This window comes from Bradyrhizobium sp. UFLA06-24 (assembly GCF_054967145.1).
The window spans coordinates 126,855-148,832 of record NZ_JADFUE010000002.1; the positions used below are offsets into that span (position 1 = coordinate 126,855).

Sequence of the window (21,978 nt, forward strand, 5' to 3'; positions counted from 1 at the left end):
CTCGCGCGGGTGACGACCGACCGTCGCACACGCGCTAGTTTCAATCGGATTGTTTAGACGGTCGGCTGCGCTGCGCTGATTGTTTGCCGACCTTTGATTATTTTGTTTGGAGGCGTTCATGCTGACACGGCTGGGTGTTGCATTCCTGACGGCGTGCGTTGTTTCAATGACGGAAGCGAATGCGCAATCCATCGACATTCCTCTTCAGTACGAGGTGAGCTCGAATGGTGTTCAGCTGTTCATCTATGTCGGTGTCGGCAGCAATGGTGGACAAAAATATCTGTTCGACACCGGATCCAATTCCTTCAACCTGGAGGCGACCTCGGCGACCCTCGGCTCGCAACTGTCGAGCCTGTCGCAACAGGCCAATCTTCCGACAGATCTGCATTATTCCTATTCGAGCGGGCTCGCCCTCTACGGCAATCAGGTCGGCGTGCCATCGCTGACGTTCTACACGCCTGCCAGCCGGCCGGTAGGCACGATCACGGCGTCGAGTTCGACTGGAATTCTGGTGGATGCGCTTTACGCCTACAAGGATGGCTCGGCGGGCCAGACAACGACCTTCTCATCTCCGACACTGCTGCCGGGATTCAACGGCTATGGTGTCTTCGGGGCAGGCTACTTCACGGGCTCGACCGGAACCGGGAGCAACGGTGTTGCCTCGACCTATGCCTCGCCCCTTGGGCAGGCGGTCATACCCGGCACGACGGGAGGATATGTCGTCGCGGCAAACGGGCAATCGCTTCGCTCGCTCGATTCCCAGAATCTGCTGAACGCGGCCAATTACGGCAATGGACCCCAGGTCAATCAATCCATCACCTCGTGCAGCCCGTGTGTGATGCTGGGTCTTACGCCGGCGCTTCTTGCGCAATTCCCGGCGGCAAACCGACTGCCATGGAATTCGTCGAGTACCCCGTTCCCCAATTCCAACTATCCTGCAACGACCCAATATGGAATCAATCTGGACCTCACGGTGGTGTCGCCGACCGGGGGCACGACGGCCTACAACAACGTCGCGACGCAATTCGACAGCGGCAAGCCGACAAACATCATCTACGATTCCAATCTTAGTCAGCACTCACGCGCGCTTCCCGGCGGATCGACCCTCATCATCTCGCCTGCGGGATCGAACAACGCGGCAGAGACGCAAACCTCGGTGGCTGCAAGTTCGACGCCTCAGCCTTACATGCTCTCGCTCAGCAATCGCAGCGACACCAACCCGCAGCGGCCCCAACAGGGGCAGGGCATCGGCGTTTCATTCTTCCTCGGAAATTCGGTGCTCTACGATCTCTCCGGACAGGCGGTGTCGTACACGTCGAACTTCGTCACGGACCAAAGTCTGACGACGACGGCCGCTCATCCGCTGATGATCGATGCCGCCTCTCCATCGCTCGGCCTGGCGGGTGTCATTGCCGGCAATGGAGGGGTGACAATCGGTCCCGGCGGCGCGGCCACGCTCAGCAACGCAAATACCTATTATGGGGCCACCAGCGTCGTCGGCGGGTACCTCGCGCTGGTCGGCCCTGGGACGATCAGCAACTCCAGCGGGGTCGGGATCGTCAACTCTGGGACGCTCGACATCTCCGGATCGTGGGCTCCCGCCGTCGCGCTGCAATCGCTTTCGGGCGATGCGACTGCGCAGCTCGTGCTCGGAGACCGCATGTTGACCGTTGTCAACGGAAGCGGAACATTCTCGGGGACGATCTCGGGCAGCGGGGGCGCCGTGACCGTCGCCGGCGGGTTCTTGAGGCTGAACGGTTCGAACAGTTATACCGGCGCGACGAACGTCCTGTCCGGCGTCCTTGAAGTCAATGGGTCAATCAGCTCATCGACCGTGACGTCGGTAGCGCCGGGCGCAACCCTTACCGGCTCAGGCACGGTTGGCAACTTGCTGATTTTCTCGCAGGGGACCTTCGCGCCGGGCTCTGCGACCGGCGGCGGCTCGATGTCGGTCTCGAGCGATTTGGCGCTCGGCGATGCCGCGCGCTATCTGGTTCGCGTCTCTTCGGCGGGCGCGAGTTTCGCCACGATCGGCGGAACGGCTTCGCTTGGTGGCGTCGTGCAGGTGGTACCGACAAATGGTGTCAAGTTCGGATCTATGACGATCCTTTCGTCCTCCGGACTGAATGGCACCACCTTCAACGCACTTTCGATCGGGCAGGCCGGCATCACGGGCGCATTGTCGTATACGCCAACGGCGGTTCAACTTTCTCTGACGTCGAGTCTCGGTCAGCTGTCGGGGGCGAGCGCCAACCAGAAGTCGGTGGGTCTGCTGTTCGATCATATCTTCAACTCGGCCGGCACAACCGGGGCATTTGGCGCCATTTTCTCGGGCAATGTTCTCTCCAATCTTCAGCAGGCCACTGGAGAGACGGCTGCGGGAGCGCAGCAGGCGACATTCAATGCGATGGGCCAGTTCGTCGGTCTGCTGACCGGACCGGATGGCGGCGGTGCGAACCCGAACATGGGTGCGCAGGCTTATGCGGAAGAAGACGGGGTGATCGCCGACGGGGCGACAGGCCGCATGCGTCTCGACGCCGAACGTACCGCTTACGCGATGTTCGCAAAGGCGCCGTTGCGAAAGGTCTATGAGCCGCGCTGGAGCGTGTGGGCGTCGGGCTTCGGCGGCTCGCAATCGACCGACGGCAACGGGTCCGTCGGTTCGAGCAGCGCGACCAGCCGCATCTTCGGAACGGCCGTGGGCGCCGAGTACCTGCTCTCGCCACGGACGATCGCAGGCTTCGCGCTTGCCGGTGGCGGAACGAGCTTCAGCGTCAATGCTCTCGGCTCGGGCCGGTCGGATCTGTTCCAGGCCGGTGCCTATGTCCGGCATGCGAGCGGTCCCGCCTATGTGTCGGCGGCGCTCGCTTATGGCTGGCAGGATGTCACGACGGACCGCGCAGTCGCAGGGGCCGATCAGCTGCATGCCGAATTCAAGGCCAATGCGTGGAGCGGGCGTCTCGAGGGCGGATACCGAATGCTCATGCCCTGGCTGGGTGGCATCGGCATCACGCCCTACGGGGCTGGTCAGTTTACAACGTTCGATCTGCCTGCTTATGCCGAGCAGATCGTGTCGGGCACCGGCGCGTTCGCGCTGGCCTATGGTGCACGGAGCGTCACCGACACGCGCAGCGAACTCGGTGTGCGAACTGACAGGTCATTTGCAATGTCCAATGCTGTTCTTGCCCTGCGCGGTCGCCTCGCCTGGGCGCACGACTTCAATCCGGACCGGACCCTCGCCGCAACGTTCCAGTCCCTGCCGGGCGCCAGCTTCGTCGTCAACGGCGCAGCGCAGGCGCCCGATTCAGCCTTGGCGACGGTGTCGGCGGAGATGCGCTGGATGAACGGCTGGTCGGCGGCGGCGAGCATCGAGAGCGAGGTTTCGAAAGTCACACGATCCTATGCCGGCAAGGGCGTCGTCCGATATGCGTGGTAATCCCGGGGCATCGGGAGCGGTACCAAATTGCCGGTACTGTGCATGGGGTTGTTTTGGATATTATAGAGCTTGCCGCCGCCATGGCGTCACGGTCACGTCGTGCGCGGCATCGAGCATGTAAGGCTTACCCGGCGCCATCCCGTGCGAGGCTAGCACCTCGTGCGGCGTCCGCCGGGGCACGTCGACGAAGCAGCCTTCGCCGCCGGGCAAGGTGACATGCGGGGCTTCCGACAGCCAGAACGTGTCGTAACGGTCCATGAACATGTCGAACACGACGGGGCCGCCGATGATTGCGACCCGGCCCGCGGCGACATCGGCAAAGGCACAGGCCTCCTCGAAGCTCGCATGCTGCGGATTCCACAGCGTCGCGTTCGGCATCTCGGGATCGACGGTGAGAGCCTTGATCTTGCGGGTCAGGATCAGCCGCTTGCGCTTGGGCGAGTTCGGCTGCTGCTCATGCGAGTGGCGGCCGTGCACGATCAGCGCGGCGCCGTCGAGCGCCTGCTCGAAGAACAGCTTGTCGCCTTCGAACTTCAGACTGTCGGGCATGACACGGCCTGCGTCGGCGAGCATGCCTTCTGCCGAGACGATGACGTAGCCTTCGAACCGGAAAGACAAGTGACGACTATTCGGAAACGGTCGTCACCACGGAATTGACCGGGCGGGTGCTGACCGTCGGCAGCTTGACGTCCTTCATCAGCTCCTGGTCGTATTCGGGCAGCGAGGCGACCGGCGCCTTGGCGCGCATCGCCACGATCTTGTAGCCGCCTGCCTTGAGGCGGTTCAGCAGCTCGGGCAGGGCCTCTGCCGTGTGCTTCTGGAAGTCGTGCATCAGGATGATGCCTTTGCCCTTCTTCTCGAGCCCCTTCATCACGGTCTCGATCACCTTCTCGGGCTTGGAGGCCTTGAAGTCGAAGGAGTCGATATCGCAGGAGAAGATCGCGACGTTGCGGTTGCCGAGATAGGTGACCATCTCCGGCGGATGCTGCAGCGCCGGGAAGCGGAAGAACGCAGCGGGCGAGATTCCTCCAAGCGCCCATTTCACGGCGCTGATGCCTTTCTCGATCTCTTCCTTGCGTTGGTCTTCGCTCAGCTTCTTGTTGTTGAGGTTGGCATGCGACCAGGTGTGAGTGCCGACGGTGTGACCGGCCGCGTAGACCTGCTTCAGGATCTCCGGCTCGTAGGTGGCATGCTTGCCGATCGAGAAGAAGATGCCGGTGGTGCATTGGTCGGCGAGCGCCTTCAGCACGGCGGGCGTGTTGCGCGGCCAGGGACCGTCGTCGAAGGTCAGGACGACCTCCTTGTCGCGCAGGAAGTCGAGCTCCTTGAAATGCTCGAAGCCGAAGCCGGGACCGCCTGTCGTGTCGATCTCGACGGTGCGGGCGACGCCGAGCGCATCAGGATTCGTGCAGGCGGCGCGCGCCGGTTGCGGCGCTTGTTGCGGCGGCGGCGGAAAGGCGGCGGATTGTGCCGCGGCGGGCGCTGCGGGTGCCGGAGCCGCAGCTGCGGCCGGCGTTGCCGCCGGTGCGGCTGGCGTCGCGGCCACCGGTTTCGCTGCCGGGGTCTGCGACCATGCCGCGCCTGTCAGCGCAACAGACATCGCGCTTGCCAAAATTAGTCCTACCGCCACACGCATGGTGTTGTCCTCGAGATTGATCCCGTTGTTCCGCCGCGGCTTTTCGCCTCCGGCCGAACCCATCCTGCCCCAGATCATCCTAGCCTAGATGTTGGCCCGTCGCCATTGCAACGGCTGTTTGGCGCTTCGCCGCAATTGTGCCCAAGCCTGTTCGACGAACCGACTGAAGAGCCTACGCGTGCGGCGCATCAACTGTCCGCCAAGGCCCTCGCAATCGCTGTCTTGATGCGGGTGTCGGCAGGCTCAACGGCGGATGGAAATACCTCGGCGATATAGCCGTCGCGGCCAACAAGGTATTTGTGGAAGTTCCAGCGCGGAACCTCCTTCGGTCGTGCCTCAGCGGCCCATTTATAAAACGGATGCGCCTTCGGCCCGACCACGATGGCTTTGGCGGTGATAGGGAAGGTAACTCCGTATTGGTGGTGGGCGGTCTCCGAGATCTCGCTGGCGCCGCCAGGCTCCTGGCCGCCGAAATCGTTTGAGGGCACGCCGATGACGGTGAGACCGCGTTGGCGAAACTCGCTCCAGAGCTCTTGCAGCCCGGCATATTGCGGGGTGTAGCCGCACAGGGAAGCCGTGTTCACGACCAGCATCGGTTTGCCGGTAAAGGCGGCGAGGCGAATGTCGTCGCCGGACAAAGCGGGGAACGAGAAGGCGTAGGCGGAAACCCGGCTCATGCCGCCATCGGCTCGCGCAGACGTGGCCGAGCCGGTCGCCGCGAGAAACGCCGCGCTGAGCATGGTTCTGCGGTTCAGCATGGCGGTGTGCCCCGGATGTGATGGGCGGAGCTTACTCCGCGGACGCGGCCGTCCCGCTCAACACCGCGTTATCTGACGCCGTGATGAGTTCAGTAGAGGCGGACGATGAAATCGGTGCCTTCGCCGGTCTCGCCCTGGTTGATACCCTGATCGGAGACGATGACCGAGCCGCCTGACGTGAGCATCTCGTTGATCTTGGCCATGGCGTCGGCCGGGATGGTGATGCGATCCAGTGCCTCGGCGGGGCTGTCCGGCGTGATCACCGGCTTTGCGGCAACGGGGATCACGGCGGCGCCGCGCTGGCGGCGCACGACGTGGCCATCCTCGTCGCGCGCGGCGGCGCGAACCGAGACGGGCAGTGACACCACCGACCAGTGCAGCGCATTGGGATCGGCCTTGTCGACCTCGGCGGTGAAGACGTGGGTGCCGAGCGGCCGGTCGCTCGCTGCGATCGTCACGGGCACGTCGAACAGCGGCGCAAAGTTCTGCCGGACGTAGAGCTTGGAATCCTTGCGGCTGATGAACACGGCGATCTGGCCGCTCCGCTTCGGTAGATCCGGCTTCACGGACGGTGCGGGATCGGCGACACGGGTCTGGTCTTTCTTCGCGTCCGGCGAAGCCGCTTGCGCCGGGGCTGTTGCCGTCGCGTCGGGTTTCGTCTCGGTCGCCGTGTCAGCCTTGACTGGTTCGGATTTGGCAGGCTCTGAAACGGCGTCCGCCTTCGGTGCGTCGGCCTTCGGCGCATCGGTCGATTCCGGCTTCGCTTCGGTGCTCGCCGTGTCAGTGGCCTTGGTCACCTCGTCCGTCGTGGCCGCTTCCTCGTGGACCGGCGCATTGCCGGTGGTCACGTCCGACATCACGGTATGGCCGACGGTGGAGCGCAGCTCCAGCTCGCCGTCGGCGCTGGCGGTCTTGGTCCCAAGAGATTTGGTCTCGACCGGCTTGGCGTCGGGGGCCTTGGTCTCGGGCGCGCCCTTGTCCGCCTTCTCGCCGACGCTGGTCGTCGGCTCGAGGCTGGCAGCCGGCTGCGGCGGGACGCGCAGCGAGGCGAGCATCGGATGCGAGAAGCTCTGCGGCGTCATCTGGCCGGGCGCAACGATCACGCGTGCGCCCATCTTGGTCCAGTTCCACATCTTCACCGCGAATGCCATCGGCATGCGAATGCAGCCGTGCGAGGCGGGATAGCCCGGCAGCACGCCGGCATGCATGGCGACGCCGGACCAGGTGATCCGCTGCATGTACGGCATCGGCGCGCCGCTATAAATGTTGGAGTGGTGGAATTTGTGCTTCTGGATGACGCTGAACACGCCCATCGGCGTCGAGTGGCCCTTCATGCCGGTCGACACCGGCGATTCCGCGAACACTCCGTTGGCATCGTAGATCGTCACCTTTTGACGGTCGATCGAGACCACGATCACGAGCGGACCTTGCGGCTTGGCGCCGGTCTCCTTCTCGACGACAGCCTCTTTCTTGTTCCTGGCGGCCGCCGGGCCGCGCTTTTGGGGTTTCTGTCGCGGCTCCTCGGGATACCGCTCCTGGCGTCCATAGGATCCGTCGGAATAATCCGACCAATAATAGAAGGCGGCTTCCGCCTGGCTCGCCGTCCCCATCGCGCCTGCTGCAGCCAAAATTGCCACCTGCCACAGCCGTGCCGGCGCGGCAGCAAAACGGGACCCGTTCACGCTATTCATTCCTCGAATCCACAATCCAAATCAGACGTTAGTGTCGCAGAGGGGATACGCGTTCACCACCATGGCGGTTCTGCCATCAGCTACTTTTGTTCAAGACGTAGCAAAAAAGCCTCACGGAGCGGTAAACGGCAGCCGCGGCCTGCTTTTCGTCACCTTCCTGATCTGCCACCTCATGCCTACATTGCCAGGACTTGTTACCGGAGAACTTCATGTCATCTCGTTTCCCCGGTCTTTCCAGCATCCGCTTGAAAGGCCTTGCTTTATTCCTCCTGGCTCTGGTCGTCCCTGTGGCTTCCGCTTCGGCCGCCGATGAGCCCGATCTGATCTTTCGGCGCTCCACGGTTTTCAAATGGATGAGCCCGAATGACAAGCTCGCGACTTATGGGCTCGACGATCCCGAGGTCGAGGGTGTGGCCTGTCATTTCACGGTGCCGGAGAAGGGCGGCTTCAAGGGCTGGCTGGGTCTTGCCGAAGAAGTCTCGGACATCTCGCTCGCCTGCCGTCAGATCGGTCCAATCAAGTTCAAGGACAAGATGGAGCAGGGCGATGACATGTTCCGCAAGCGCCGCTCGATTTTCTTCAAGAAGATGCAGATCGTGCGCGGCTGCGACGCCAAGCGCAATGTGCTGGTCTATATGGTCTATTCGGACAAGCTGATCGAGGGGTCACCGAAGAACTCGACCTCGACGGTGCCGATCATGCCCTGGGGGCCGGCTGACGCGAATGTCCAGAAGTGCGGTGACTTCTTTACTCAGTGACTGGATCGCGGCTGATGCGCGGTTTCACGAGATGTGAGCCGCTCAGCCGCACCAACGCCTGCGGCGCAGCCTCGTAGCCGCGCCCCGATTGCAGCGCCATCGCGCCGGGCGAGGCGGTGCGGTGCCTGATCTGTCGATCGTTGCGGTCCGCAGGCTGCGCCGCGTCGCGCACCGTTGCGCGATCTTGCGCCGTCATGATGGCCGTCCCTCGAATCTGTGCCCGATCGATGGCGAGCCTGTCGGTTTCGCCCAGTCGATTCTGGCCGGCGTTTGCGGTTCTCTTCAGCAGAAAACCGTAAAATGCATGTGAAGCGCCGACGTCGGGGATGTGACGGCGCTGCTTCAACTGGCCTGAAAGGTTGTTCTCGAGCGAGTGCAATTGGTCTGGCGCTCCATCTGATATGATTGATGTTTTCCCGGAATTGTTTCGTCGTGTCGCGGCTGACGAAACAATTCTCACGGGGAACGAAACCATTTTGGGCTTTGTACGCATCACGGGAGAAACTGCTGATGGTTATCAGCGTCACAACGACGACGGCACACCGTCGGCCACGCGATTCGGAGGCCCATCCATGCGCGCGCTCAGCTTCATCCTTGCTTTCAGCTTCGTGCTCGCCGGTTCCTCGCTCGCCGGTGCGCCGGACGGGGATCTGCCCGGTATTGGGACCTTCCAGTACAGCGGCTCACCGGTCACGACCGCCGGGCCGCAGCCCATCGTCCTCGCGGCGCACTTCTGATCACCAACAAGAAAATCAGCCGGCTAGGCCATCATGCATCTTCGTTTCTGCGCCGCAGCGTTCCTGTCCGTTCTGGCGATCAACTCCGTTCAGGCGCAGGTCCGCTCACCGAGTCGATTGCCGGACCCCCGTAGCGAATTCGTGCGGCAATGCGCGCCGCGCATGCTCGGGCGCTGGGAGCACCCGGAAGAGGTCTGTGGCTGTCTTCATGATCATGCCGCGGCCGTGGTCGAAGATCGCGACCTGCGCGAGGCGCTGCTGCGCGGCATCAGCGAGACCGGTGTGCCCACGATCGAGACCGATTGGGTGCCCGCGGCCAAGCAAAGCGAAATCGGCGCGACCTTCACCAAGATCGCCAAGCCGACCTTGCAGTGCATGTTCGACCCGGCAAAGTCTTAAGCCGTCACCTCGACTTGGGGCCGAACCGCGCCACGCAGGTGGCCGTTCGCACGACGCCCTGATCGGTCATCTTCGAACCGCGCACTTCCTTGATCTGTCCGGCCGGGCAGGTACCGTCATCCACCTGCACACGCTGGCCGAGCTTGAGGTCGACGATATCCTGTTCGCGTCCGACCGTCGTTGCGTCGGCCGCCGGCGCAAGCGCGGAGAAGAGCAGGAGCGCCAGGCAGGTTGCGCGGCCGAATGACGTGACATGTGACATGACGAAGATTCCCGGAGTCGATTGTCGCGATGTTAGGGACCGACCAGCGATTCTGATAGTCAACCTTCGTCACGCCCGCCGGGCGGATCTGCCCCTGCTGCGCAAGGCGGTCCGCGACGCGCGCGCCAGCCGTTCCGCGGCGGCGACCAGGCGCGGAACCGGGTGCCCCGAAAATCCCAGCACGAAACCGGGCAGCGGCCGCGCCCGCGCATAGGTCTCGGCAAGCAGCCAGCCTTCCGCGCCTGCGGCCTGTTTCGCCTCAGCCGCGACGGAAGGTGCAACCGACGGATCGAATTGCGCCACGAGGTGCAAGCCCTGTGACGGCATCGGAACCGACAGCGCGCCATCCGACGCCGCTTCCAGCGTCTCTGCCAGCGCATCGCGCGCCTCACGATAGAGCTTTCGCACGCGCTTCAAATTCGCTGCAAAGGCGCCGGCATTGAGCATGTCGGCGACTGCGCCTTCCATCAACGTGCCGGGAAAGCGGTCCAGCGCAGCACGCGCGGCCGTGACGTCGCCGATGAGGCGCTCGGGCAGGGCGCAATAGCCGATGCGCAGGCCTGGAAACAGCGTCTTGGCAAACGTGCCCATATAGATCACGCGCTGGAGGCGATCGATGCCTGCCAGCGACATCAGCGGCGCGCCGTCATAGCGAAACTCGCTATCGTAGTCATCCTCGAACACGAAGGCGCCGGCCTGCTTTGCCCAATCGAGCAGCTCCAGCCGGCGCGACATCGACATCTGCACGCCGAGCGGGAATTGGTGCGATGGGGTCACATAGGCCGCGCGCGCCGATGGTGCGGCGGCGCGGCCCAGAGCGACTTGCAGGCCATGCCGGTCGACTGGAGTGGGCACGGTGCGATAGCCGCATTGCGCGATGGTCCTGCGCGCGACGGGATAGCCGGGATCCTCACACCAGATCTGATCGTTAGCCTTCAGGATCGCGCCGAGCACGATGCGCAGCGTGTGCAGCGTGCCCGACGTGAGCATGATGTGGTCGGGGTCGCAGCGCAGTCCCCGCGCTGACAACAAATGATCGGCGATGGCGACCCGCAACTCGCGACTGCCGCGCGGGTCGCCGTAGTGCAGATGCTCGGCGCCGAACGCGCGCATGCGCCGGCCAACGAATGCGCGAAAGCGCTGCACCGCGCGCTCATCGATATGAGTGCAGCCGAGCGCGAGCGCGCCCTGCCTGGGCGCTTCGATAATGACCTTCGGCTTCTTCGGTGCGGTGGCGCGTGCCGGAATCTGCGCGGCCACGAAGGTGCCGGAGCCGACGGTGGCCTCCGCAAATCCGTCAGCGATCAGACGTTCATAGGCCGTGACGACGGCGTTACGCCGGAAGCCGGTCTGCTTGGCCAGGATGCGCGACGGCGGCAGCGGCTCGCCTGACTTGACGAGGCCGGAAACAATCACCTCGCATAGCGCCTGGTACAGCCGATGCGCCGAGGAGGCGCCGGCAGTGATGTGCGGCCCGGTGAAATCCAGCGGCAATTCGGCTTTGGCCGGCGAGGTGGAATTGGTCGGAATTTTTTGCATGGAATTGGCACTATCGCAGACCAAATGCACCGCTACAACTGCTGTGGACTTCTTCCAATCCCGACAGGAGCGGCCGTGAGCCAGACCGAAAACCAAACTGTCTATCCGACCTCAGCGCGCAACCAGGTCAAGCGCCGGCACGACCGGGGCTTCTACGATCACGCCACCGTTCACCGCATCCTGGATTCCTCGATGCTGTGCCACGTCTCCTACGTCATCGACGGCCAGCCCTATTGCACGCCGACCTTCTTCTGGCGCGAGGGGACCAGGCTCTATTGGCACGGCTCCAGCGCGAGCCGCATGCTGCGTAACCAGACCAAAGGTGAGCGCGTCTGCCTGACTGTTGCTCATCTCGACAGCCTCGTGCTGGCGCGCTGCGGCTTCAACCACTCCGCCGACTACCGCGCGGTGATGGCGTTCGGCACTGCCTACCTCGTTACCGACCCCGCGGAGAAAGAACGCGCGGTGATCGCGATGGTCGATCGCTTCTTCCCGGCTCGCACAGCCACCCTGCGGGCGAGCAACACCCAGGAAATCAAGGCGACCTCGTTCATCGCGATGGAGATCGAGGAGGCCTCCGCAAAAATCCGCGCCAAGGGTGTCGCCGACGACGATGAGGATTACGAGTTGCCGATTTACGCGGAGCGCATTCCGGTCCGCACCGTCCTCGGCGCGCCGGAGCCGTGTCCGCGGCTGCTCGAGGGCGTAAGCCGGCCGGCGACGCTGAATGGCTACTCGGAGGGCCGACTGCTCGAAGATGCATTGCGGGATGCTTATTTTGTGGAGTACCCGAACGGCTGAAATCGGCTAGCTTGCGGGCACCCTTGATCATTTGGATGCCGGAGTTGCCTGATGAATGCCGATACGCAACAGAGGATTCTTGACGCCGTCGACGCCGGCTTCGAAGCCCAGCTTGCGACCACCCGCGATTTCGTCGCGATTCCCTCGACCCGTGGCGCCGAGGGACCCTGCCAGGACATGATCGGCGACCTCCTGCGCGCGCGCGGTTACGAGGTCGACGACTGGCACATCAATGTTGACGATTTGAGGGAGCTGCGCGGCTTTGGGCCGATCGAGCATGATTTCTCCAAGGCGCGCACTGTGGTCGGCACCTATCGTCCGGCGACTGAAGCCGGCAAATCGCTGATCCTCCAGGGCCACTGCGACGTGGTGCCGGCAGGTCCCCTGGAATTGTGGGACACGCCGCCATTCTCGCCCGTCATCAAGGACGGAAAGATGTTCGGCCGCGGCGCCTGCGACATGAAGTCGGGCACCATTGGTGCGCTCTATGCAGTTGATGCGATCAAGGCCGCTGGCCTCAAGCCGACCGCGCGGATTCACTTCCAGTCGGTGATCGAGGAGGAGAGCACCGGTGTCGGCGCGCTCTCGACACTCCAGCGCGGCTATCGTGCCGATGCCTGCTTCATCCCCGAGCCGACCTCCGGCAAGATGGTGCGCTCGCAGGTCGGCGTGATCTGGTTTCGGCTGCGCGTGAAGGGCCATCCGACCCATGTCGCGTTTGCCGGCTCGGGCTCCAATGCGATCATGGCGGCTTATCATCTCGTTCACGCGTTGCAGAAACTCGAGATCGAGTGGAACGAGCGTGCCAAGGCCGACCGTCACTTCAAGACGCTCAACCATCCCATCAACTTCAACCCCGGCATCATCAAGGGCGGCGACTGGGCCTCCAGCGTGCCGGCCTGGTGCGACGTCGACTGCCGTATCGCCATCCTGCCGGGCTGGTCCGTCGCCGATCACCAGAAGGAGATTTTGGCCTGCGTTGCAGCCGCCTCGCGCGACCACCGCTTCCTCGCCAACAATCCGCCCGAGGTCCAGTGGTCTGGCTTCCTGTCGGAAGGTTATGAACTGACCGACGCCGCCGCGCCGGAAGCTGCATTCGGCAAGGCTTTCAACAAGGTCTATGGCGGCGCGGTCGAGGATCTGGTCTTCACCGCGCTCACCGACACCCGCTTCTACGGTCTCAACCACGGCATTCCCAGCCTGTGCTTCGGCGCCAGCGGCGGCGAGATGCACGGCTTCAACGAGTTCGTCGATCTGGAGTCGCTGAAGAAGACTACCAAGGCAATGGCGCTGTTCATCGCGGAATGGTGCGGGGTGGAGAAGATGTAGCGGCTGCTTCGAGCGGTGCTGTAGGAGGGGCAAAGGCGCTCTTGCGCCGTGCCCAGCCTTTTTCTCCGACATGGCCAAAATCGTGGGCACGCTTCGCTTTGCCCACCCTAAAAAGCCCGGTTGGAGCTACCGCCGCCTGAAACATGGCATCCAGATGCTTTAAGCTTAAAAGAAAGGCTAGGATGCCACCCTCGGCGGTGGCAGACTGCCGCCCGGTTCGCCAGACGAGTCCTCGGGAGTCACCATGCGCGATTGGGATGATGCTTACGCCAATTCGGCCCATATCCCGGGCTCGGACAAGATGCCGGCGCAATGGGCGGAGCGGGCGGCGGCCTACCGTGCCGCTCTGAAGGGGTTTCGTGCGGACATCGCCTACGGCTCCGGGGAGCGTCAACGCTTCGATCTCGTGCTGCCCGAGGGCGACAGCAAGGGCCTCGTCGTGTTCGTGCACGGGGGCTACTGGATGCGCTTCGACAAATCGACCTGGACGGATATCGCCGAAGGCGCGCGTCGCCACGGATGGACGGTTTGCTTGCCGAGTTACACGCTGACGCCGGCTGCACGCATCCCTGATATCACCGCGGAAATATCATCCGCGATCGCGAAAGCGGCCTCGCTTGTCGCGGGACCGATCCGGCTCGCCGGGCATTCCGCCGGCGGTCATCTCGTCACGCGCATGCTGTGCGACGACAGCGGGCTCGAACCTTCCGTATTCAACCGCATTGCGGGTACGCTTTCGATCAGCGGTCTGCACGATCTGCGACCGCTGCTCAAGACGAAGATGAATGAGACGCTGCGGATGACCATGGAGGAGGCGAGCCTCGAAAGCGCGGCCTTGCATCTGCCGCGCGGGCATTCGCCGGTCACCGCCTGGGTCGGCGGCAGCGAGCGGCCGGAATTCATCCGCCAGTCCGATCTGCTGGCTAATGTCTGGACCGGTTTTGATGTGCCCACGCGCCTCGTCGTCGATCCCGGCCTCAACCATTTCACCGTGATCGACGGGCTGAAGGATCCGTCGTCGCCGATCACTGCGCGCCTGATCGGCCTCGATTGAGCCGGGGCAGGGATGATCGATCGGGAGGGACTGCTATGACGTCCAGCGATTACGATCCCACCAGCGAAGGCGCCGAGACCGATTTTTCCCGGCGCATGTCCTATGGCGACTATTTGGCACTCGATGCGATTCTCGGCGCGCAGCATCCATTGTCGGAAGCGCATGACGAGATGCTGTTCATCATCCAGCATCAGACCACCGAACTCTGGATGCGCCTTGCCATCCACGAGCTCAGCGCCGCGCGGCGCGCCATTGCCAAAGACGAGGTGCAGCCCGCGATGAAAATGCTGGCGCGCATGTCGCGCATCTTCGAGCAGCTCAATAATGCCTGGGACGTGCTGCGCACGATGACGCCGAGCGAATATACGCGCTTCCGCTCCCAGCTCGGTCAATCTTCCGGATTTCAGTCGCGTCAATACCGGCTGATTGAATATCTGCTCGGCAACCGCAATCACGCCATGCTGAAGCCGCACGCGCACGACGTGGAAACGACCAGGCTGCTCGAAGCCGAGCTCGCGACCCCGAGTCTCTATGACGAGGTGCTGCGGCTCGCCGATCGCCACGGGCTGACGATGCCGGCGGCGGTGCTGGCGCGCGACGTCCGCGAGACCCACAGCTTCAGTGAAGGCGTGCTGCAAGCCTGGCGGATCGTCTACGAGGCGCCGGAGACGCACTGGATGCTGTACGAGCTCGCCGAGAAGCTGGTCGATTTCGAAGATTACTTCCGGCGCTGGCGCTTCAACCACGTGACGACGGTTGAACGCGTCATTGGCTTCAAGCGCGGCACCGGCGGGACCGGCGGTGTCAGCTACCTCAAGCACATGCTGGAGGTCGAGCTGTTCCCCGAACTCTGGCGCGTCCGTACCATTCTGTAGAATTGCTCATGACCAGATATCGCGTCTACGACGACACCAAAGCGCTATTTCATCTCCCCGAGGGGGTGATCTATCTCGACGGCAATTCGCTCGGCGCGCTGCCGCTGGGCGTTGCCGAGCGGGTTGGCCGTGTCATCACGACCGAGTGGGGCAACGAACTGATCCGCGCCTGGAACAGTGCGGGCTGGTATGCCCAGCCGCGCCACGTCGGCGATCGCATCGCGCGCCTGATCGGCGCCGAACCCGGCTCCGTGATGGTCGGCGACACGCTGTCGCTCAAGGTCTATCAGGCGCTCGCCGCAGCGCTCGATATGAACGCCTCGCGCAAGGTCGTTTTGTCCGACACCGGCAATTTCCCAACCGACCTTTACATGGCCGAGGGCCTGATCGCGACGCTCGGGCGCGGGCATCAATTGCGCCTAGTGGCGCCGGAGGAGATCGAGTCCGCGCTGTCGGAAGAGATTGCGGTGCTCTACGTCACCCAGGTCGACTACCGCACCGGCCGCCGCCACGACATGGCGAAGTTGACTGGGAAGGCCCATGCGCTCGGCATCGTCACAGTTTGGGATCTCGCCCATTCGGCCGGCGCGCTATCGGTTGATCTCGCCGGCTGTGGCGTCGATTTCGCCGCCGGCTGCACCTACAAATATCTCAACGCCGGCCCGGGCGCGCCGGCCTTCCTCTACGTCTCACCGCGCCATGCCGACGACGCGCGCGCTGCATTGTCCGGATGGATGGGCCATGCAAAGCCCTTCGCCTTCGAGCTTGCCTATGCGGCCGCCGGCGGCGTCGAGCGCATGCGCGTCGGCACGCCGCCGGTGCTGGCGATGGCAGCGCTGGAGGCATCGCTCGATATCTGGGATCGCGTCGACATCAATGAAGTCCGCACCCGCTCGCTGGCGCTTGGCGATCTGCTGATTGCGGAGGTTGAGCGTCGTTGCCGGTCGTTGAGGCTGGTGACCCCGCGTGCGCACGAACGTCGCGGCTCCCAGGTCTCCTTCGCCTTCGAGGGCGGTTACGCCGCCATGCAGGCGCTCATCGCCCGCGGCGTGATCGGCGATTTCCGCGCGCCTGATATCATGAGGTTCGGAATCACGCCGCTGTATATCGGTGAAAGCGAGATTGTTCGTGCCGCCGAGATCATCGAGGAGGTGATCGTGGGCGAGGTATGGCGCCGGCCGGAATATCAGATTGTGAATGCGGTGACGTGAGCAGGCGGCCTATCCAGCCGTCATTGCGAGGAGCTGTTGCGACGAAGCAATCTAGAGTCTCTCTGCGGAGGACTCTGGATTGCTTCGCTTCGCTCGCAATGACGGGTGGAGTGCAGGGCGCCCAATTCACGGTAACCATTATCTCGGACATCATTGCTTTGCCGCGCGAAGCCATTCACGCTGGGCCAACAAGGAATTGGGAGGACATCTGATGACGCCGCTCGAGAAACTTAAAGCGATGAAGATGCCGTTCGCCGAGCTCAAGGGCGTCGAGTTCATCGAGGCCGGGAAGGACCGCGTCGTCGCGCGGATGAGGGTCAGGCCCGATCTCTGCACCCTCAATCACACCATCCACGGCGGCGCGGTGATGGCGCTTGCGGATTCCGTCGGAGCTGCGGCGACCGTGATCAACCTGCCGGAGGACGCCAAGGGCACGACTACGCTCGAGAGCAAAACCAATTTCATCGGTGCGGCCAAGGAGGGAAACACCGTCATCGCGACCGCCACCCCGGTCCACCGCGGCCGCCGAACCCAGGTCTGGACCACCCGGCTTGAGACCGAGGACGGCAAGCTGGTCGCTATGGTGACCCAGACGCAGCTGGTCCTGTAAGACTACGGGCCCTTGATTTTGTTAACGAATTAGTCGTCTGCGCTGCCTCAAACTTGAGCGGGTTCCCATCTTGAAATTCTTGCTGCGACGCACAATATTGGAGGCCTAGGGATTCGAACGCCTCCTCGAGGGACACCAAGAGGAGTTTTGACGTGGTACTTGAAGACACCGTCCGCACCGCCCCGGGCTATGTGCGGACCCTGATCCAGCAGGAAGAATTGCCGCTGCTGCGCGATCACCTGCTCAGACTAGATGCCGAAAGCCGGCATGATCGTTTCAACGGGTTTCTCGACGATAGTTTCATCGAGCGTTACGCAGCCCGCTGCGCCGAGGACGGCACTGTGATCGTCGCCTACATCGTCGACGGCGTGGTCCGCGGTGCGGCTGAGCTGCATCCGCCGGAGGGCGATTCGCTGCCCGAAGTAGCTTTTAGCGTAGAGGCCTCCTCGCGGCGTCAGAACGTCGGCACGGTGCTGTTCAGCCGCCTGATCGCCGAAGCACGCTGGAAGGGCTACAAGAGCCTGCGCATCACCACGGGCGCGGAGAATCATGCCATGCGCGCGCTCGCCAGGAAGTTTGGCGCCCATCTGCAATTCCGCCATGGCGAATCCACCGGCACAATCGATCTTACCAAGACCGCCGAGGACGAGCTTGCCGATCTCGCCGCCGCGCCGTTCAAGGCTGGTCGCGCGCTTCTCAGCTTCAACTCCACCTGCTGGAAGTTGATCTCCAGCATGTACGGCAATCGCGCGGCTTGATCCCAAAGACTGAATCAAAAAGCGGACCGGCGCGAGGCCGGTCCGCATTTTGTTGATCCAAAGGAATGAGTGTTCAGGTTCCGGTGCGCTTGTCGTTGCCGAAGCGGCGGACGACACGGCGTTCGACCACGACCGAGCGCTGCGCACCCTGTTCGCCGGCGATCACGCGCGTGGCAGTGATGCGGCTGTTGGTGCGAGCCTGCTTCTTGACCTCGGCCTGAACGACGTCGAGCGGCATCCCCATCAGCGCGGCAGCGATCTCGGCCTGCTGCTCCTGGTCGTCGGTGATGCCGACGGCGGCGAAGATCGCCTCGTCCAGGGTGGGCGGATCATGGCGGACCCGCCGCGTGCCATATTTGGTATTCCAGTCTGCGCTCATAACGGCCTCGTTTTGATGCCGGGATACCTAGTGCTCCAAATGTTGCATTGCAATATGAAATTGGTGTGGCATCTCAGCTATGCACCGGTCAGGTGTCATGGCGGTGACGCGGCACCTCCACCGGCCTCACCCCGTTGCTGCGGCCAACGCTTCAGCGCCGCATGTCCCGCCTCGGTCAGCCCGTAGATGCCCCGGTCGGCACGCGCGAACCAGCCATACACATTGTTAAGCAAGATCTTGCCGGCGTCGGGACAGCGTTGGCGCAAATCGCGCACGCGCCGCGGACCGGCGGCGAGTTCTGATGCGCAGGCCAGCGCCTGCTGCCGGTAGGCCGTCATGATCGGTGCGCGGGTGCTGCCGCCGAGCACGGGATCGCCTTGGCGGCGCTGATGCTCGGCCACGAGCCGCGAGCGCGTTTTCGGCTCGCGGCGGGGAGCGGCCGTTGGCGGCTTCACCAGCACCTCGACCTGGCCGTTGTCGGTTACGCCGAGCATACCGAAGCCGAGTCGGCGGCAGAGATTGCGATATCGCGCATCGCTCTCGCGTCCCTTGCCGCGCGCCGATATTTTTGCCGCGATCCAGATCTCGTCGCCCGCCGGCGCGCGATCGACCGCTTGCAGGATCAGTTCGAGATTGAAGGCGAGCTTGAGCTCGCCGATGACGACCACGGGTGGATCGCCGGCGCTCAGGCCGACGAGATCGCAGCCACGAATCTCGCCCTTCACGTCGAAGCCGAGGCCTTCGAGGAATCGTTTGACGGGGAGATAGAGAGCGGTTTCCACGGCGAGTGTCCGATCGGAGAATCAGTTGCGGGCAGTCTAGCCCGGATTGGACTCGGGGCTGATCGCATTTGCCCGCACGCGGCCAAGCCAGCTATATCTCCGCGTGGGGAACAGGGCGCTTGCGGCGATGACGATCAGGAACGGGCTTTATCATATCCGGATTGAGTTCCTGGATAGCGTCCAGGGCGGCAATCAGGGTGTCATGGTGCTGCGCGATGGCACCATGCGCGGCGGCGATTCCTTTTTCTTCGCCCACGGCAGCTACACGTCCGCCGATGGCAAGTGGAAGGGCGAGCTGACCAATGAGGAGCATTCGCCCTCGTTCGACGAGCGCCCGGTGTGGGGCCGCAAGGTCGTGACCATCGGCTTCAGCGGCACCTACACCGATGAGACCGCCTATGGCGAGGGCATTGCGCTCGCCGGCAAGCAGAGCATCCGCTTCAAGGGCAATTTGCGCCTGCTTGTGCCGGATTGATCACACCCGTCCGCTCACCGGAATCAGCGCACCGGTGACGCCGCTCGCGGCGTCGCTGACGAGGAACAGGATGACCTCGGCGAGCTCCTGCGGCGTCACCCATTTGGAGAAGTCGGCTTTCGGCATGTCGGCGCGGTTGGCCTTGGTGTCGATGATCGACGGCAGCACGGCGTTGACGGTGACCTTGCCCTTCCACTCGTTGGCGAGCGCCTCGGTGAGACGGTGCACGCCGGCTTTCGATGCCGCGTAAGGACCCATGCCGGACCCGGCCTGGAGCGCGCCCATCGCGCCGATATTGACGATGCGGCCTGCCTTCGACGCAGCAAGATGCGGCAATGCCGCGTGCGCGGTGTTGAGGGCGGTCAGTACGTTCAGCGCGTGCATGCGCTGCCACGTCGTGATGTCGCCGTCAGCAATGGTCTCGAAGGCAAAGCCGCCGGCGATGTTGACCACGGCATCGAGCCTGCCGAAATGCTTCACGGCGGCCTCGACCGCCGTCTTGGCTTGCACCGCAGCGGACAGGTCGACGCCTCCGATCTCGATCCGCTCGGCCGTCGCCGGCGTTTGAGAGGGGGCGTGATCGATGCCGGCGATGCGCGCGCCACGCGCCAGCGCGGCGTCGGAGACCACCTTGCCGAGCGCGCCGAGCGCACCGGTCACGATCAGAACCTTGCCTTGCATCATCGATCTCCTGAGCGGCGCGACCGCCTACGATTGCAGATAACGTTCCCTTAGCGCGGAGCGCTCCGCCGGCCCAAGCTTGAGGCCATCGCGCAAATAGGTTTCGACATCGCCATAGTCGCGGCTGACGGCATCAAAGGCGGCATCGAGAAACGATGCCTCGACCGAGCCGATGGCGTCGAGCACGTCGGCGGGCAGATCGGAGACGCTCGAGACGTCGCGCTTGTAGTGGCTGTTGGTCAGCAGATAATCTTCCGCAATCACGTCATCGGGTACGCCCAGCGCATGCAGGATCAGGGCGCTGGCAAAACCGGTGCGGTCCTTGCCGGCGGTGCAGTGAATCACGAGCGGCGCGCGGTCTTCCAGGAGATGGCCGAACAGCGCGCGAAAGCTGTGCGTGTTGTGGCGGACGTAGTTGCGGTAGGACTCGCGCATGAGCTCGAGCGCGACCGGTCCGGTCAGCGCGCCCCTGGCGAGTTCGGCGCGCAGCGCGGCAATAACCGTCGGCTCGATCGGCAGCGAATACACGGTGATCTCGCTCACGGCGCAGATGCCGGTCGCACGCTCCTCGACCCCGCGGAAGTCGAATGCGCTTCGGACGCCGAGCGCGCGGACGATCTCGACGTCCGCCGCGGTGAGCTGGCCGAGATGGTTGGAGCGGAAGATGTGGCGCCAGCGCGTGGTACGGCCGTCATGTGTGACGTAGCCGCCGAGATCGCGAAAGTTGCTGGCGCCTTGCAGAGCGAGGTGGCGGGCAGGGGAGTCGTTCAGGGAAGAGTCTTGCATGGGCTCAGCTTGGGTTATGGTTCCGCTAGACGCACGGAGGGCATCCTTCAAGTCTATTACAGGGGGCGAGCATGGACGGGCACAAGGCCATTCTTTTGGGGATCGCAATGCTGGCTGGGATGACCGGTGCACGGCAGGCCGATGCGCAGACATTCCGGAACTACCATTGTGCTGATGGTACGCAGTTCATCGTGGGATTTTATGACTACGACAACCGCGCCTTCCTCCAGATCGACGGCGGGCCGGTGACGCTCGCCAAACGGCTGACGGTCTCAGGCACGCGCTATTCGGGGGCGGGAATTACTCTCGTTATCGGCAAGAGCGGGGCCACCACGGTCAAGCATCTGAAGCGGCCGGTCACGGCCTGCAGCGTGATTTGATCATCGCAACGAGGTCGAGGAATCAAAAAGGATCGAAACGTCGTTGTTTCGACCCTTTTTCAAACTTCCGGCGGGCCCTTGCAAAAGCGCGGCGGCCTTAAACCGGACTGGCATCAGCGATCCCATTTCGGCTTTGCTTCGTCGACCGCATCCTGATGGTACCAGCTATCGCTGCAGATCGAGGCATTCGCAGGGAGCGAAGCATGATCGGCAGCGAGGCGGGTCTCACCGTAGCGACGTCCGCCGAGAGCCGCGCGGCCGCCGACGGGGAATTGGTAGATCGTTGCCGATCCTTGACTTAGACCATTGTACATCATTGCGATTGCTCCTTGGTCGAAGCGCCTTGGCCTCCATGGTGCGCCCGACTCGTTCGGATGTGGTTACTGGAGTCCCCATATCGGTCGGGCCTGCCGGATTGGAAAGTGCTGAAAAGGAAATCAGTTTCCGCCTATTTTTTGGGCAGGAGGCCTTCTGCATCCCTTTGGGCACGCCGCCGATGACCAACGTCTCGGCCATTCCAAAGGTTGCTAGGCAGGGGCGGGGTGCTTTGCGAAAGTTGCCGGACGTTGCTGCGCGTTTCATCGGCAACCTCCGGGAGGAGCCTGCCTGCTCCGGAATCAGGCGATTTCCGCGGGATTTTG

25 protein-coding genes are annotated in these 21,978 nt (G+C 63.5%); 13 read left to right on the forward strand and 12 right to left on the reverse strand.

Annotated elements, in window-relative coordinates; translation table 11 throughout:
• Positions 1-118: 118 nt before the first annotated feature.
• Complete coding sequence (locus IF809_RS03030; RefSeq protein WP_462836781.1) at positions 119-3,436, forward strand: autotransporter family protein; 3,318 nt, start codon at positions 119-121, stop codon at positions 3,434-3,436.
• A gap of 60 nt (positions 3,437-3,496) precedes the next feature.
• Here IF809_RS03030 and IF809_RS03035 read toward each other — a convergent pair whose 3' ends face one another.
• From IF809_RS03035 to IF809_RS03050, 4 genes are all read right to left on the reverse strand, one after another.
• Complete coding sequence (locus IF809_RS03035) at positions 3,497-4,054, reverse strand: dihydrofolate reductase family protein (protein ID WP_164938638.1); 558 nt, start codon at positions 4,052-4,054, stop codon at positions 3,497-3,499.
• 7 nt (positions 4,055-4,061) lie between these two features.
• Positions 4,062-5,072, reverse strand: coding sequence for a polysaccharide deacetylase family protein (locus tag IF809_RS03040; RefSeq protein ID WP_453983675.1), 1,011 nt, complete (start codon positions 5,070-5,072; stop codon positions 4,062-4,064).
• A 188-nt stretch (positions 5,073-5,260) separates the two neighbouring features.
• Complete coding sequence (locus IF809_RS03045) at positions 5,261-5,830, reverse strand: glutathione peroxidase (RefSeq protein WP_128965883.1); 570 nt, start codon at positions 5,828-5,830, stop codon at positions 5,261-5,263.
• Positions 5,831-5,919: 89 nt separating this feature from the next.
• Positions 5,920-7,521: a L,D-transpeptidase gene (locus IF809_RS03050; RefSeq protein WP_128965884.1), complete on the reverse strand. Its 1,602-nt coding sequence runs from the start codon at positions 7,519-7,521 to the stop codon at positions 5,920-5,922.
• 209 nt (positions 7,522-7,730) lie between these two features.
• Here IF809_RS03050 and IF809_RS03055 point away from each other — a divergent pair, with 209 nt between their 5' ends.
• Complete coding sequence (locus tag IF809_RS03055; RefSeq protein WP_128965885.1) at positions 7,731-8,279, forward strand: CreA family protein; 549 nt, start codon at positions 7,731-7,733, stop codon at positions 8,277-8,279.
• Here the strand turns inward: IF809_RS03055 and IF809_RS03060 are convergent.
• Positions 8,269-8,658 (reverse strand): hypothetical protein, encoded by a 390-nt coding sequence (locus tag IF809_RS03060; protein ID WP_462836782.1) that lies wholly within the window; start codon positions 8,656-8,658, stop codon positions 8,269-8,271. The two genes, IF809_RS03055 and IF809_RS03060, sit on opposite strands and share 11 nt — an antisense overlap.
• 22 nt (positions 8,659-8,680) lie before the next feature.
• On the opposite strand from IF809_RS03060, the gene IF809_RS03065 reads away from it, so the two are divergent.
• Together IF809_RS03065 and IF809_RS03070 are read left to right on the forward strand one after the other, a co-directional pair.
• The gene (locus tag IF809_RS03065) at positions 8,681-9,016 is read left to right on the forward strand and encodes a hypothetical protein (RefSeq protein ID WP_462836783.1); all 336 of its coding nucleotides are present in this window, start codon (positions 8,681-8,683) and stop codon (positions 9,014-9,016) included.
• 33 nt (positions 9,017-9,049) lie between these two features.
• Entirely contained in the window at positions 9,050-9,415 is a 366-nt protein-coding gene (locus IF809_RS03070) for a hypothetical protein (RefSeq protein WP_128965887.1), read from the forward strand.
• 4 nt (positions 9,416-9,419) lie between these two features.
• Here the strand turns inward: IF809_RS03070 and IF809_RS03075 are convergent, their stop codons facing one another.
• Together IF809_RS03075 and pdxR are read right to left on the reverse strand one after the other, a co-directional pair.
• Positions 9,420-9,677 (reverse strand): DUF6719 family protein, encoded by a 258-nt coding sequence (locus IF809_RS03075; RefSeq protein WP_128965888.1) that lies wholly within the window; start codon positions 9,675-9,677, stop codon positions 9,420-9,422.
• A 69-nt stretch (positions 9,678-9,746) separates the two neighbouring features.
• Positions 9,747-11,216 carry a MocR-like pyridoxine biosynthesis transcription factor PdxR gene (gene pdxR, locus IF809_RS03080; RefSeq protein ID WP_128965889.1) on the reverse strand — a complete coding sequence of 490 codons (1,470 nt, stop codon included), beginning with the start codon at positions 11,214-11,216 and terminating at the stop codon, positions 9,747-9,749.
• A 75-nt stretch (positions 11,217-11,291) separates the two neighbouring features.
• Here pdxR and IF809_RS03085 point away from each other — a divergent pair, with 75 nt between their 5' ends.
• The 7 genes from IF809_RS03085 to IF809_RS03115 all read left to right on the forward strand — a co-directional run bounded on the left by IF809_RS03085 (position 11,292) and on the right by IF809_RS03115 (position 17,854).
• Positions 11,292-12,017 (forward strand): pyridoxamine 5'-phosphate oxidase family protein, encoded by a 726-nt coding sequence (locus tag IF809_RS03085; RefSeq protein WP_453979188.1) that lies wholly within the window; start codon positions 11,292-11,294, stop codon positions 12,015-12,017.
• Between the two features lie 51 nt (positions 12,018-12,068).
• Positions 12,069-13,346, forward strand: a complete 1,278-nt coding sequence (locus tag IF809_RS03090; RefSeq protein ID WP_128965891.1) for an ArgE/DapE family deacylase — start codon at positions 12,069-12,071, stop codon at positions 13,344-13,346.
• 244 nt (positions 13,347-13,590) lie between these two features.
• Positions 13,591-14,400 carry an alpha/beta hydrolase gene (locus IF809_RS03095; protein ID WP_462836784.1) on the forward strand — a complete coding sequence of 270 codons (810 nt, stop codon included), beginning with the start codon at positions 13,591-13,593 and terminating at the stop codon, positions 14,398-14,400.
• Between the two features lie 35 nt (positions 14,401-14,435).
• Positions 14,436-15,275: a tryptophan 2,3-dioxygenase gene (gene kynA, locus IF809_RS03100; RefSeq protein ID WP_462836785.1), complete on the forward strand. Its 840-nt coding sequence runs from the start codon at positions 14,436-14,438 to the stop codon at positions 15,273-15,275.
• Positions 15,276-15,283: 8 nt separating this feature from the next.
• On the forward strand, positions 15,284-16,486 hold the full coding sequence (kynU, locus tag IF809_RS03105; protein ID WP_462836786.1) for a kynureninase: 1,203 nt from the start codon (positions 15,284-15,286) through the stop codon (positions 16,484-16,486).
• Between the two features lie 211 nt (positions 16,487-16,697).
• Complete coding sequence (locus IF809_RS03110) at positions 16,698-17,096, forward strand: PaaI family thioesterase (protein WP_128965896.1); 399 nt, start codon at positions 16,698-16,700, stop codon at positions 17,094-17,096.
• 152 nt (positions 17,097-17,248) lie between these two features.
• Entirely contained in the window at positions 17,249-17,854 is a 606-nt protein-coding gene (locus IF809_RS03115; RefSeq protein WP_128965897.1) for a GNAT family N-acetyltransferase, read from the forward strand.
• A 73-nt stretch (positions 17,855-17,927) separates the two neighbouring features.
• Here IF809_RS03115 and IF809_RS03120 read toward each other — a convergent pair whose 3' ends face one another.
• Entirely contained in the window at positions 17,928-18,233 is a 306-nt protein-coding gene (locus IF809_RS03120) for a hypothetical protein (RefSeq protein WP_015686575.1), read from the reverse strand.
• A gap of 95 nt (positions 18,234-18,328) precedes the next feature.
• The gene (locus tag IF809_RS03125) at positions 18,329-19,015 is read right to left on the reverse strand and encodes a DUF2161 domain-containing phosphodiesterase (protein ID WP_128965898.1); all 687 of its coding nucleotides are present in this window, start codon (positions 19,013-19,015) and stop codon (positions 18,329-18,331) included.
• Between the two features lie 127 nt (positions 19,016-19,142).
• Here IF809_RS03125 and IF809_RS03130 point away from each other — a divergent pair, with 127 nt between their 5' ends.
• Positions 19,143-19,490: a GrlR family regulatory protein gene (locus IF809_RS03130; RefSeq protein ID WP_128965899.1), complete on the forward strand. Its 348-nt coding sequence runs from the start codon at positions 19,143-19,145 to the stop codon at positions 19,488-19,490.
• On the opposite strand, the gene IF809_RS03135 is transcribed toward IF809_RS03130, so the two are convergent.
• Positions 19,491-20,171, reverse strand: coding sequence for an SDR family oxidoreductase (locus IF809_RS03135; RefSeq protein WP_128969314.1), 681 nt, complete (start codon positions 20,169-20,171; stop codon positions 19,491-19,493).
• Between the two features lie 27 nt (positions 20,172-20,198).
• Positions 20,199-20,942, reverse strand: a complete 744-nt coding sequence (locus IF809_RS03140) for a tyrosine-protein phosphatase (protein ID WP_128969315.1) — start codon at positions 20,940-20,942, stop codon at positions 20,199-20,201.
• Positions 20,943-21,028: 86 nt separating this feature from the next.
• Between IF809_RS03140 and IF809_RS03145 the strand changes: the two genes are divergently transcribed.
• Positions 21,029-21,337, forward strand: coding sequence for an MliC family protein (locus IF809_RS03145; protein WP_128965900.1), 309 nt, complete (start codon positions 21,029-21,031; stop codon positions 21,335-21,337).
• A gap of 113 nt (positions 21,338-21,450) precedes the next feature.
• On the opposite strand, the gene IF809_RS03150 is transcribed toward IF809_RS03145, so the two are convergent.
• The gene (locus IF809_RS03150; RefSeq protein ID WP_128965901.1) at positions 21,451-21,654 is read right to left on the reverse strand and encodes a DUF2735 domain-containing protein; all 204 of its coding nucleotides are present in this window, start codon (positions 21,652-21,654) and stop codon (positions 21,451-21,453) included.
• Positions 21,655-21,978 lie beyond the last annotated feature (324 nt).